Raw genomic sequence first — 12,453 nt, forward strand, 5'->3', positions numbered from 1 at the left:
TCCTGCACCACGTCACTCCCCCCGGCCGGGTCGGGCCTGCCGAAGGAACTCCGCCGTCTCCTCGAACGCCCGGTGGAACTCCGGGATCCACGAGAAGTTCTGGACGAAACCGTGATTGGCGCCCGCGTAGCGCCGCACCGTCGCGTCCACTCCGGCCTCGGTCAGACGCCGGCCGTAGAGCTCGCCCTCGTCGCGCATGGGGTCGAACTCGGCGGTGACGATCAGCGCCGGGGGCAGCCCGGTGAGATCCTCGCGCTTGATGGGCGACACCCGCGGGTCGGCCGGGTCGGCACCGCTGTCGACGTAGAAGGAGTTGAAGCCCTTCAGTCCGGCCGTCTCCACGCCGTACCCTTCGGCGTTCTCCCGCAGGGAGGCGTAGCGGTCGACGTCGAAGTCCAGATCCAGCGACGGGTAGTACAGGACCTGATGCGTGATGCGGTCGAATCCCTCGTCGCGGGCCGTCGCGGCGACGGCGGCGACGAAGGTGCCGCCCGAACTGTCACCGGCCAGCGCAAGGGTCTCACCGTTCCACTTCAGGGCCTCGCCGTTCTCGGCGGCCCACCGGACCACCCCGAGGCAGTCCTGGAGGCCGGCCGGGAACGCCGCCTCGGGTGCCCGGCGGTAGCCGACGGAGACGACCTTCAGCCCGGTCTCCTCGGCCAGGTTCCGCGCGACGTGGTCGTGCGTGTCGAGGCTTCCGAGGAAGAACGCGCCGCCGTGGAAGTACACCAGCAGTCCGTACGAGTCGGCGTCGACCGGGGTGTAGATCCGGACCGGCACGTCCCCCGACGCGGTCTGCGCGGTCGTGTCCTCGACGGCATGGAGGGGCAGGCGCTCCTCGACGGGAGCAACCTGCGACTCCTCCGCTGCACGCATGGCCGCGGGGTCGAGCGGGCCCTCGGGCGGGGCCGGCAGGTTCGCCAGGACCTGTGCGATCTGAGGATGCAGTGCCATGGCGTCAGACCTGCGGCTGGGAGACGGACGCCTGGGACGACGGCTTCTGCCCGGGGAAGACGTCGTTGACCTCGTCCTCGGTCCATCCCTGACGGGAGATGCGCTGCAGCTCGTCCGTCACCGGCTTGCGGGTTGCCTGGTACGACGCGAGCGCCTCCCTGACGGAGTCCGCCTCCCGCAGGGCGTCGGCGAGACCGCCGGCGTCCAGGATTGCCGAGTTCGCGCCCTGGCCCTGGTGGTGCAGCATCGAGTGGGCCGCGTCGCCCACGAGGACGACCGAGTCCGAGTGCCACGTGTCGACCGGGTCGATGTCGTAGACCGCGCGGATGTTCACGGTGTCCATGTCGAGGTCGCGTGTGATGTTCACGATGCGTTCGTCGAAGCCTTCGACGGTCCTCAGGAGATCGTCCTTGGTGATCTGCGGCGCCCAGGTGCTGTCCGGGCACAGGGCAGTGATGTCGAAGGACACCTGGCCCCGGTGGCGCAGCGGCAGCAGGTAGACCTTCGTTCCCTTGCCGATGTACATCCGGAGATTGTCGTCGGTGACCATCCCGTGGGCGTCGTCGACGGAGATCACTGCGCGGTAGGCGTGCTCGCCGGAGAACCGTGGGTCCTTGTCGCTGAACAGCTCCCGGCGCACCACCGACTTGATGCCGTCGGCGCCGACGACCAGGTCGGCCTCGACGGTCGTGCCGTTCGTGAAGGTGAGGACGGAACGGTCGCCCCGGTCCTCGACGGTCTGCAGCTTGTGACCGAGGTGCACCATGCCGTCGGGGAGCACGCCCAGGAGAGCGTCGATGAAGTCACCGCGGTGGATCAGGTAGGTCTTCGTCTGGTCGGCGGAAGCCGGCCAGGTGTCCTTCATGATCGGATCACCGGTGGCGGTGAGGATCTCGAAGTAGTCACTCGGCGAGCTCACGTTCGCGATCGCGTCGAAGATCCCCCATTCGCGGAAGCGGTCCATGCTGGACGGGCGCAGACCGATGCCGGCGCCGACCTCCCGGACCTCGGTGGCCTGCTCGTACACGTCGACATCGGCGCCGAGCAGGCTCAGTGCCTTGGCCGCCGCCGCGCCGGCGTATCCCGCGCCGACGATGGCGACGCGGAGGTTCTTCAGGTCTGAAGGCTGCATGGGTCTCTTCTCTCTGGGTCGGGCGTACGGGAGCGCCCTGGGAGTGGATGCGCTGAGTTGTCCTGGGCGATCAGGACTGGATCGTGAGGAAGTCGGCCGGGTTCTCGACGAACAGCTTGGTGATCGTGGCCTCGTCCAGACCGGCCTCGCGCAGGTCCGGGATGAGGTCCTCGAAGAGGTAGTTCACGGTGTGGCCCTTGACACCCGGCCACCCGAGCGGGCTGCAGTTGGCATCGACGCCGGCGAGTGCCTGGTCGAGGTGGCCCTCCCCGAGGAACCGGAGGAAGTGGTCCAGGCGTTCCTTGCGCGGCCGGGCCCAGAACGGCGGGTCCTCGAGTTCGGTCTCGTATCCGAAGGTGTCGAAGCCGACGCGGCCACCCTGTTCGGCGATCCAGGTGTCGCGCGTCTTCTCGGCGTTCACGCCGTCGTCGGCGTGCCCGAACAGCACGCGGTCCAGCGGGAGGCCCTCTTCGTTGAAGATGGTGATGGCGTTCTCGGCGTCGATCGCCAGGTGGGTCAGGATCGGCACGCCGGTGCTCAGCGCGGCGCGAGCGGCAGCACGGTAGATGCGCTTGTCCAGCTCCGTCATCCGGCCACCACGGCTCACCCCGACCTTGATGACGCCGGCGCGGCTGCCGGTGTCGCCGATGCCGACGGTGATCTCGTGCACGAACTGCCGGGTCAGGTAGTCCACGCTCGCCCGTTCGAAGAACGGCAGGGCGGTGTCGCCGCCGACGAATCCGGTGCAGGCGATGATGTTCACGCCGGTCTTGGCGGACAGCGACTTGTAGTAGTCGATGTCACGGCCGTTGCAGATGCCGGTGACGTCGACGAAGGTGCCGCCCCCGTATTCGTGGAACCTGCGCAGCTTCGGGACGGTCTCCTCGTAGCGCTCCTCGGGGGTCTTCCACCATCGGGTGTCCAGTTCGGAGCCGGGCATGCCGTATCCGATGTGTTCGTGGATGGCGACGATGCCCAGTTCCTCGGTCGCGATCGGACCCAGAACGGTGTTCACTCTCGACACAACAACTCCCCTTCGGGAAAATCTCTTCGGCGGTTTCGGGTGGGGCGTCAGCGCACGGCCAGCAGGTCGCGCGGGTTGCCGGTGAGGATGCGCTGGATGTCCTCGTCGCCGAGGCCCTGCGCGGCGAGCAGGGGAACGAACGTCGAGAGCACGTAGCTGAACGGCAGGTCGCGGCCGGGCCGGCCCGTGTCTCCGCCGGGCCGGCCCGTGTCTCCGCCGGGTTCGCCCGTGTCTCCGCCGGGTTCGCCCTTCGACACGCCGGTCGCGTTGCACGAGAGCAGGATTCGGTTTCCGTGCCCGGCCTCGATCAGTTCGCGGATCACGGCGGCGCGCTCCTCGTCGGTGACGTGGATGTCGTCGGCCGTGCCCACGTGGTCGAGGGCGACGAAGGCTCCGCGGCGAGCGATCTCGAGCGGTGCGCCGGCGGCGATCGCGTCCTTGCGGTCGAGACCGCCGACGACGACGCGGTCCGCCGGCAGCTTCTCGGCCAGGACGATCCCGAGGTCGTGGACGGCGTCGTTCCCGTAGCGGATCGAGGCCGCGACTCCCGTAGCGAGGGCGGTGCGGGCCGCGCCGCGGAACAGGCTCTCCTCGGTGGCGGTCATACCGTCGGGATCCGCGGCGGTGGTCACCAGGCCTGCGGCGCCGCGGCGCTCGACGCGGGGAACCACCATGCCCTCGGTGATCTCCCTGGTGAACAGGTCGGCGAACTTCTCCGCGGGCCACGGGGTGGGCGGGTTGGTCTGCGGCGTGAGGAAGTAGCCGCCGAGCAGGTTCTCCGGGCCCATGCCGGTGGACGCGACGATGTGCACGCCTGTCGTGCGGGAGAGTGCCTCGTACAGCTTCACGTCGCGACCGTGGAACATGCCGGTGCTGTCGACGATCGTCCGTCCGCCGTGTTCACGGAAATCGGTCAGCTTCGCGGCCAGGGTCTCGAAGATCTCGGCGCGGTCCATGGTGATGTCGAATGCGTGCTCCGCGCCCGGAACCACCGACAACAGCGCCTCGTGAACCGAGACAACCCCCAACTCGTCGGCGGGAACGGGGCCGAGGACGGTATGGACGGTGTTGCCCTCGGCAGTGTGGGCGCCAGTCATCGGCACTTCCTTTCGTCAGCGTCGCGTCAGCACGACGTGGTGCGTATCACAGTAGGCGTTCGCATTACATCATGTCAAGTAACGATGCATATCGACATGTGACTGTGCTGACAAGTCAGTGGCTGTACTGCGGCTAGAATCCGAGCCCATGTCGCTCCGTGCCGCACAGAAGCAGATGACCTACGAGCTCTTCCTCACGAAGGCACTCGAGCTGTTCGGAACCAAGGGCTACGCCGCGACCACGATCGACGACATCGCCACCGCCGCCGGCTCGACCCGGACCACCTTCTACCTGCACTTCGCGTCCAAGGCCGAGGTGATGAGCGCACTGCTGACGAAGGTCGACGCGATCCTCACGACGGCCGACGACCCCACACTGACCGCAGTGGTCGCCTCCGGCTCGCGCGACCGGATCCAGGAGTGGCTGGACCGCAAGTTCTCGCAGTGGGACGAGATCAAGCCCTACCTCACCGCGTCCTACCAGGCCGCCCATGAGCCGGACGTCGCGGCCAGGACCGAGCAGTGGTTCGAGGACGCGGTCGGCCAGATGACCGAGGGGCTGAACCTGGCGAACCGATTCCCGCCGGACCGTCGCCGGATCCGCTGCGTGCTCGCGTTCGGCCAGCTCGAGTACCTCTCGCGCCGCTACTTCTCGGTCGGCTGGCGGCCCCCCCGCGAGATCTGTCTCGACGAACTCACCGGATCCTGGTGCCACCTGCTCGCATCGGACGACTGAGGCTCAGCATCGGCACGAGGAAGTCCGTCCCCGACGATCACCCGTCACGGGCCGCCCGGGACGTCGGTGCCGCCGGCTCGAAGGCGGACGCGTCGACCAGGATCCCCCGCAACCAGCCGATGAACTCCTGATCTGCCAGGCGCGGGTTCCACACCATGTCGACACCCAACGGAGAGACCGGCAGCGGGAACTCCTCGATGCGGAGGTTCACCCGTTCCCGCATCGCGACAGCGACCCGGAAGGTGTGCACCGCCACCCCACCGGCCGTTGCCACCAGATGCGGGATGAGCAGGTGGTCCGAGATCAATTGCCCGATCCGGTAATGGACGCCGTGCGCGTCCATCGCGGCGTACGGTGCCACCCGGTGCCGGGAGTCGTAGGTGACGTGGGGCAGCGAGGTGAGCAGGTCCAGCGCAGACGCCTCGGGATCGCTGTCCGGGTGGGCGATCACCACCCAGCGGTTCTCGTAGAGCCGGTGGCGCGGGTACGGCGAGGAGAACGCCTCGGACACGAGTACGACGTCCACCCCGTCGTCGGTGAAGTCGCTCGGATGCGGCTCGACGAAGTTGTGCATCCGGAGGGTCGCATTCGGTGCCCGCTCGGCGATCAGTCGCGCCAGATTCGGCCCGACCACGAAGGCGGTGCTGGTGGTCATCGCCACCGTGATGGTGCGGCTGTCGCGAGCGGGATCGAAGCCCGGGAAGTCCACCACCCGCGCGGTCTGCCGCAGCACGTCACGCAGCGGAGCGATCAGTTCCAGGGCGCGCGGGGTGAGCACCAGGCCGCTCCCCTGCCGCATCACCAGGTCGTCGCCGATCAGCCGGCGCATCCGGCCCAGGGCATGGCTCATCGCGGGCTGGGTCATGCCCACCCGGGCCGCGGCGCGGGTGACGGACCCCTCCTCGAGCAGTGCCAGCAGCGGCACCAGCAGGTTGAGGTTGACCGAGGCGAGCCGTCCCAGGTCCGGATCGCTCGGGTGGTCGAGCGGTTGGTTCATCCACACGAACTCTACGTATCCGTCGGCCGACCCCGCGGCGACAGTCGAAACTGCGGCGTCAGTCGAAACTGCGGCGTCAGTCGATACTGCGGTGTCACGCGTCGGCCGAGGCCATGCGGCGCAGCTTCGGGATCGGGATCCGGTGATTGACGGCCACCGCGACGCCGCGTCCGTCGTCGTGCGTCCAGCGCATCACCGACGGTCCGTGCGGGCTGTCACCGATGAGGAACTCGGGTTCCCCGGCCGCCGGCAGGTGGCCGGTCGCCTTGAGGTTCAACCCGAACTGCTCGGTCCAGAAGTACGGATCGAGGTCGAGTTCGGGCGCGGCGTCGCCGGCCAGGAGCGCGACGGCCGCGACCTTGGCCTGCTCGATCGCGCTGCTCCACAGCGGAATCCGGCGCACACCTCCACGCGTCGGGATCGCCGCGACGTCCCCGGCCGCGACGATGCCGGGCGCGACTCGCCCGCGCGAGTCCGCCTCGAGGCGGCCGTCGACCATCAGTCCGCTGGTGGCCAGCCACTCCGTGTTGGGAATGTCGCCGATCGCGGTGACGATCAGGTCGGCCTCGACCCGTGAGCCGTCGCTCAGGACCACGGCACGCGCGCCGTCGATTCCTGCGGCGGTACCGTCGACCAGTTTCAGCCCCTGGGCGACCGCAGCCGCGGTGAACGCTTCGGACAGGCACGGCCCCAGATGCGGGAGCATCGGCCTACCGTCGGCCACCAGCGTGACCTCGCATCCCGCCGACAGCGCCGCGGACGCGATCTCCATGCCCAGTGGGCCGGCGCCGACGACCACGACAGACGGCCGCGCCGCCAGCCGCTCCCGCAACGCGAGGGCGTCGTCGAGGGTGCGCAAGGTCAGCTCCGGGCTGTCGGGACCACCGAGGCGCCGGGCCCGCGAACCCGTCGCGATCACCAGTCCGTCGAAGCTCAGCTCCGATCCGTCGGCGAGACTCACGCGGCGGGACTCGACGTCGAGGCCGACCGCTGCGACCCCGAGCACCTCGGTGGCCTCGTGCGTGGGCGGGGCCAGTTCGTGGGAACCACCGTCGACCAGGAGCGCCTTCGAGAGCGCGGGCCGCGAATAGGCCGCCCGCGGTTCGTCCCCGACGATGGTCAGGTCGCCGTCGAAACCCGCGGCGCGCAGGCTGTCACAGGCCGTCTGGCCGGCAATCCCGTTGCCGACGACCACGATTCGTCGGGGAGCTTCGGTGCCGTTCATGTCGGTGCCGTTCATGTGGGTTCCGTTCCTGCGGCTGTCGGTGTCAGGCCAGTTTGAGGGCGGCCACGGGGCAGACCCGGACGGCGGCACCTGCGGCGGCGAGTTCGGTGCTGCCCTCGGGGAGCTCGCCGACGTCGATGATCAGTTCGCCCTCGTCGTCGAGGTGCATCAGTGCGGGAGCGACCTCTTCGCACAGTCCGTGGCCTTCGCAACGGGGCCTGTCGAGCACGATCTTCATGCGGGGACCACCTTCAGGATCTCGAGTTCGTCGATGGAACGGGTGATGTTGCTGGGCACGCGAACCGGCTCGGCGGCCACGAGCCGCTGCGCGTGATTCGCCAGTGCCGCGATGACGGCGTGAGCTTCGAGACGGGCCAGACCCTGACCGGCGCAGCCGTGCGGACCGTAACCGAAGGACAGATGGTCGACCGGGTTCCGTTCGACCAGGAAGGCGTCCGGGTTCTCGTAGTGCCTCGGGTCGCGGTTGCCCGCACCGAAGAGGATCGCCACCTGGGATCCGGCCGGCACCAGGGTGCCGTCGATCTCCACGTCCTCGGTGACCGAGCGGCCCCAGGCATGGATCGGAGCCCAGAAGCGAAGTGCCTCGTTGAAGGCCGCCGGCACCAGGGCGGGATTCCGGCGGACCAGGTCGAACTGGTCGGGGAAGGCCGAGAAGAGCGCGACGATGTTGCCGAGCGCGGTGATCGTGGTGTCCACCCCCGCACCGAGGTACTGGTGGATGATGTGGCCGGCGGTGTCGGGGGGAATGACGCCCCGGGCCTCGGCATCGAAGATCCCGCGACCCACCGACCCCGGTGCCAGATCCTCGGCCCGGACCCCGGCGCACCATTCGTAGAGTTCACCCGCGATCGGGAAGTTCTCGGCCGTCCGCTGGTTCATCGGGCCGATGACCTCGATCGCGGCCTGTCCCCAGCGCAGCATGTTGTCGCGCGCCGCGCCGGTGAAGCCGATCAGGTCGGCGACGACCTCGAGCGGAAAGGCGCGGGCCAGCGCATCGATGGCCTCGAACGATCCCTCGGCCACCAGGTCCGCGACCAGCGCATCGGCCTTGGCCTCGATCTGGCCCTTGAGTCCCCTCAGCGCCCGCGGGGTGAGATTCTCGGTGAGCGCCGCGCGCAGTTCGGTGTGGATCGGCGGGTCGGAGGCCAGTGACGTGCCTCGGAGCGCCTCGTTGACCATCGGATTGAAGCCGATCGTCCGGGACGAGAAGGTGCCGGGGTCGGCCAGGGCGTCGCGGATGACGTCGTACCGGGTGAGGGCATAGACGTCGTTGGCGGGCAGATGCACCACCGCGCCGAGATCGCGGAGTTCGGCGTACGTCGGATAGGGGTCGGTCAGGACCTCGTCGGCGAAGAGGTCGATGGCGGAACGCGCGGGAGTGCTGCTGGTCATGCACCCATTGAAGTGACCCCACTCACATAAATCCAACTCATATTTTGCATACACGTACATGCACTCAATTGATGTGATGTCCGACTGTCCTCGGCGGGAGCAGGCCAGGTCCGCCTCGATACCGTCGACCGGCGGGAGAGGGCGTTGAGGCGGGACAGCCCCTGCCGTCCCACCGCTCGTACGCGTGCGAGGGACCGGCAGACGGATTCGGCCATCAGCATCGGTGCCATCGCCGCGTCGAATGCGAGGTCGTCGCCGCCGGCCGGTACCGCGGTTCCTGCGCATCCGATGCGCATCCCAGAAACCGAAGCAGCGCAACGTAGTACACGCAGGACTACGTCGGCACAGCCAGTCAGTCGCGCAGGAATTCGAGGACGGATTCCGTCCGGCCGAGGATCGCGTGCCCGGCCTCGGGTAGCACCTCGACGGTCGCGTGCGGGAGGCACCGGTGCACGCGGTCGGCGGTGCCCTCGGAGTCGAACAGGACGTCGCGGCCACCGACGATCACGAGCGCGGGCATGGTCAGCCGCCGCAGCGCGTCGTCGGAGAACACGGGCAACCGCTCCGTACGCGGCTTGAAGTGGGCGAACGTCAGCACCACCTCGTCGAGGACCGGACGCGTCTCGGGAGTGTCCAGGCCGGTGACGACGGCCGCCGAACGGAGTGCCCCCCGGCGCCCGAAAAGACGCAGGAACATCGCCTTGACCAGCCAGCCCATCCGCTGCCGGCCCAGGCCACCGGGGCACAGCAGGACCAGCCGCGTCACCCGTTCCGGGCGCCGGGTGGCGTAGTCCACCGCCATCCAGCCGCCGAGGGACACGCCGACGATCGCAGCGCTCGTGACCCCCAGACCTTCGAGCACGTCATCGAGCCACAGCGCGTACGCGTCGGAGGCCAGGGGCGGCCGGGACGGCGCGCTCTCCCCCGGTTCACCGACGAGGTCGACGGCGTAGGTTCGGAAATGCCGCGCCCAGGAGCCGATGTCGTCACGCCACATCGTCGCGTTCGCTCCCGAGCCGTGCAGCAGCAGCACGGGCGGCGCGTCGTCCGGACCGGAGACGAGCACGAAGGTCTCACCCTGGCGGGTGGGTACCCGCACATGCTCGGCCGGAATCGGCCAGTCCCGCAGGGCATCACGATAGCGCCGCCGGACCTCGCGGGCGCCGGCCTCGGACGTGTAGATCGTGGTCATGACTCGAGCACCCCGTCGATGTAGTCGAACAGCCGGGCGGTGTCGGCCAGCCCGCCGAGGATGACGATCTTCATCCTCGCCCTCCTCTCGTCGTACACCGTCTCGATCCGCAGCGGCTCGTCGCCCGAACGGCGGTTGCCCGCCGCGCTCGTCACGAGAGTGGTCAGGCGGTGGGCCGTCTCGGCGCCGACCGCGTCGATCTCCACGATGCTCGACACGTCGGTGTGCCGCCGGCGTCCGGCCGACTCGCGCGACGACGGCGGCATCGGGCGGCCGGTGAAGGCCTCGAGGTCCTGCTGCGCGATGCGGTACTGCTTGCCGATGCGGACCGCGGGGAGCCGCCCGGAGCGCACGTAGTTGCGGATGGTGCGCACGTGCAGACCCAGGCTTTCGGCCACCTCGTCCACCGAATAGAGACGTTCACTCACATAAATACCCTAAACTTCCCTCCCTATCCGCGCAATAGGGATATTCAAGTGCGTATGAGGAACCTCCCTCGCTCCTCGCCTCCCGGCCCTTTCTGCCCTCGTCGCACACCGGCGGGCACGGGGAGTTCACTACGGCCGGTCCGGGTAGCACCCCACCGTCAGCCCCACCGTCGCGGCGAGATAGCTGCCGAACGAGATGGAGGAACCGTCCGCGGCGAACATCCGGATCTGGAGCCCGGTCTCGACCGGCAGCGACCGGGCACCGCGGAAACCGGTGCCCGCCAACGATTCCTCGAACACCCGCGCCGCCCGCTCCAGTTGCCCCGGCGGCACCGGCCGATCGGAGAGGTGGATCGGGAGGAACACCGTGGTGCCCGCCGATCCGTCGGGCATCTCGCAGTAGGCCGTCGTGGCCGGGTCCGATTGCCGGAACTGCATCTCCGGGAAAGCGTCCGACAGGGCGGCCATCGCGTCGCGCTGGACCCGGGTGTAGTACTCGACGGCACCGGCGCGGTCCGCCGCCACCGGCTCGGGCACGGCGACGGGGACCGGCCCGCCCGCGCACCCCGCGAGCGACAGGGCCAGCACCGGCACACCGACGCGCAGAACCTTCATCGCACCACTCGATCCGGGAGGCCGCCGACGACCGCGGCGACGTTGTACAGGCTCATCGTTCCGTCGCTCAGGTACTCGCTGTGCCCGGTCGAGCCGAGCCGCGGCCGGCCGGACGCGTCCGCCCCGGCGTCGCTCGACAGGTGGGTCACGCCGTCGAGGAAACTCGGATCGCCGTCGAACGTGCCGACGTCACCGACCGGGTCGCGGTCGGCCTCCACGAGGTACGTCGCGCCCGGCGGCACACCGAGTTCGGCGACGTCGTCGGTGCCGATTCCCGGGGCGCCGAGGAACACGGCGGCGTCCACCCCGACACCCTGCTGCAGCGCCAGGCCGGTGGCGAGCGCACCGTAGGAGTGACCGACGGCGGTGACGTGCGGGTCCCGCTCGGCGTACAGACCGTCGAGAAAGCCGGCGAGCCGCGGGGCGGCACGAACCGCCGCGAGGTCCGACACCGGGCTCAGCTCGGTGCGGGCGAGGCCCCAGCCCCATTGCGGCACCTGGTAGTTCAGCCACGTCACGGCGGCGACCGACTCGGCGGCACGGCCGGCCTCCTGCAGGTGGCGCATGGCCTCCTCCCGCAGCGCCGCCATCCGGGTGTCGTACCCGGCGAGGTTGCCCTGCACCGTGGAGCCGGCGCCGGGGGTGAACACGGTGACGTGGTCGGCGGTGTCGACGTCCCCGACCGCCACCGCGGCCATCGCTTCCCGGCCCGACAGATCGAGGCCCAGCAGCCGCCGGTCCTCGCGGGCCAGCGTCGTCTCGATGGCGTCGAGCGCGGCGATCTTGTTGCGGGTCTGGGCGAGTCCGGCGTCGGCGTTGCTCGCCAGTCCGCCGAGCGGATCGGCGTCGAGCTGGGCCTGCAATCGGGCGGCGACCTCCTCGAGCCGGCGCCGTTCCCCCGCCAGTTGCGCGCGGTTGGCCAGGTCGCGGACCGCGGCCGGCACGCCGTCGAGGTTGCCGATCAGCTCGGGTGCCAGGGTGACGACCTTCGTGCGCTCGCCGTGGTCGAGTCCGGCCCACCACGCGGCGACCTGGGCCGCCGCCGTCCCGGGCGCCGGCACCGCCGGGGTGGACGCGGGCGCAGCGCGCACGCCCCCGAAACCGAGCGGACGCGAAGGGCTTTGGTCCGGCACCCGGCCGAGGTCGGCTGCGGCCCGCCGATCCAGCGTCTCGGCCCGGTCGAGGACCGCACGGATGCGGGCCTGTGCCTCGTGCCGCTCCGGGTCGGTACCCGGTCCGCCCGCGACGGTTCCGTCGTCCCGCACGGTCAACGCCCGGTCTCGCGCCCAGCGGGTCGCGTCGTCGAGTTCCGCGCGCAGTGCCCGCAGCCGCGGCGCGCACCACGCCGCGCAGCGGCTCACCTCCCGATACGCGTCGGACCGTCGCACGATCCCGCCGGTGACGTCATCGAGCCGCTGCTCGGCGGCCGCGTGCGCGAGCCCCGACCACTGTCCGTCGAACCGTCCCGACGCGGTGATCTGCGCGCCGATCCGCTCGAGTTCCCCCGCATGCCGGTCCAGCACCGCGCCGAGACCGTCCAGCGCATCCGGGTCCCACCGCTGCAACTGCCGAAGATCCATTCGATCCACCCCCTCGGCGCAGCAGCGTAATCCGCTGCGCGCCTGCCGCGGCGGGGCGCA

General features: G+C 69.9%; 13 protein-coding genes. 1 reads left to right on the forward strand and 12 read right to left on the reverse strand.

Annotated elements, in window-relative coordinates; translation table 11 throughout:
- Positions 1 to 12: 12 nt before the first annotated feature.
- The 4 genes from A4U64_RS15750 to A4U64_RS15765 form a co-directional block, all read right to left on the reverse strand.
- Positions 13 to 954 carry an alpha/beta hydrolase gene (locus A4U64_RS15750; RefSeq protein ID WP_065922804.1) on the reverse strand — a complete coding sequence of 314 codons (942 nt, stop codon included), beginning with the start codon at positions 952 to 954 and terminating at the stop codon, positions 13 to 15.
- A 4-nt stretch (positions 955 to 958) separates the two neighbouring features.
- Positions 959 to 2,086 (reverse strand): FAD-dependent monooxygenase, encoded by a 1,128-nt coding sequence (locus tag A4U64_RS15755; protein WP_006938622.1) that lies wholly within the window; start codon positions 2,084 to 2,086, stop codon positions 959 to 961.
- Between the two features lie 70 nt (positions 2,087 to 2,156).
- Positions 2,157 to 3,110, reverse strand: a complete 954-nt coding sequence (locus A4U64_RS15760; RefSeq protein ID WP_065922805.1) for a phosphotriesterase family protein — start codon at positions 3,108 to 3,110, stop codon at positions 2,157 to 2,159.
- Between the two features lie 47 nt (positions 3,111 to 3,157).
- Positions 3,158 to 4,207 (reverse strand): aryldialkylphosphatase, encoded by a 1,050-nt coding sequence (locus tag A4U64_RS15765; protein ID WP_029542549.1) that lies wholly within the window; start codon positions 4,205 to 4,207, stop codon positions 3,158 to 3,160.
- Positions 4,208 to 4,355: 148 nt separating this feature from the next.
- Here A4U64_RS15765 and A4U64_RS15770 point away from each other — a divergent pair, with 148 nt between their 5' ends.
- The gene (locus A4U64_RS15770; RefSeq protein ID WP_050034894.1) at positions 4,356 to 4,943 is read left to right on the forward strand and encodes a TetR/AcrR family transcriptional regulator; all 588 of its coding nucleotides are present in this window, start codon (positions 4,356 to 4,358) and stop codon (positions 4,941 to 4,943) included.
- Positions 4,944 to 4,980: 37 nt separating this feature from the next.
- Here the strand turns inward: A4U64_RS15770 and A4U64_RS15775 are convergent, their stop codons facing one another.
- From A4U64_RS15775 to A4U64_RS15810, 8 genes are all read right to left on the reverse strand, one after another.
- Positions 4,981 to 5,940, reverse strand: coding sequence for a LysR family transcriptional regulator (locus A4U64_RS15775; protein WP_065922806.1), 960 nt, complete (start codon positions 5,938 to 5,940; stop codon positions 4,981 to 4,983).
- Between the two features lie 94 nt (positions 5,941 to 6,034).
- Positions 6,035 to 7,180, reverse strand: a complete 1,146-nt coding sequence (locus A4U64_RS15780; protein WP_084648651.1) for an NAD(P)/FAD-dependent oxidoreductase — start codon at positions 7,178 to 7,180, stop codon at positions 6,035 to 6,037.
- A 28-nt stretch (positions 7,181 to 7,208) separates the two neighbouring features.
- Complete coding sequence (locus A4U64_RS15785; RefSeq protein ID WP_050034893.1) at positions 7,209 to 7,403, reverse strand: ferredoxin; 195 nt, start codon at positions 7,401 to 7,403, stop codon at positions 7,209 to 7,211.
- Positions 7,400 to 8,578 carry a cytochrome P450 gene (locus A4U64_RS15790; protein ID WP_006938636.1) on the reverse strand — a complete coding sequence of 393 codons (1,179 nt, stop codon included), beginning with the start codon at positions 8,576 to 8,578 and terminating at the stop codon, positions 7,400 to 7,402. Before A4U64_RS15790 ends, A4U64_RS15785 begins: the two co-directional genes overlap by 4 nt.
- Positions 8,579 to 8,930: 352 nt before the next feature.
- On the reverse strand, positions 8,931 to 9,770 hold the full coding sequence (locus A4U64_RS15795; RefSeq protein WP_006938638.1) for an alpha/beta fold hydrolase: 840 nt from the start codon (positions 9,768 to 9,770) through the stop codon (positions 8,931 to 8,933).
- Positions 9,767 to 10,198 carry a helix-turn-helix domain-containing protein gene (locus A4U64_RS15800; RefSeq protein WP_006938641.1) on the reverse strand — a complete coding sequence of 144 codons (432 nt, stop codon included), beginning with the start codon at positions 10,196 to 10,198 and terminating at the stop codon, positions 9,767 to 9,769. The genes A4U64_RS15795 and A4U64_RS15800 overlap by 4 nt, the downstream gene beginning before the upstream one ends.
- A gap of 129 nt (positions 10,199 to 10,327) precedes the next feature.
- A complete protein-coding gene (locus tag A4U64_RS15805) occupies positions 10,328 to 10,813 on the reverse strand; it encodes an LppA family lipoprotein (RefSeq protein ID WP_006938643.1) in 486 nt (161 codons plus the stop codon).
- A complete protein-coding gene (locus tag A4U64_RS15810; protein WP_065922807.1) occupies positions 10,810 to 12,393 on the reverse strand; it encodes an alpha/beta hydrolase in 1,584 nt (527 codons plus the stop codon). Before A4U64_RS15810 ends, A4U64_RS15805 begins: the two co-directional genes overlap by 4 nt.
- Positions 12,394 to 12,453 lie beyond the last annotated feature (60 nt).

Origin of the sequence: Rhodococcus sp. WB1 (genome assembly GCF_001700945.1) — a bacterium.
GTDB lineage: Bacteria > Actinomycetota > Actinomycetes > Mycobacteriales > Mycobacteriaceae > Rhodococcus > Rhodococcus aetherivorans.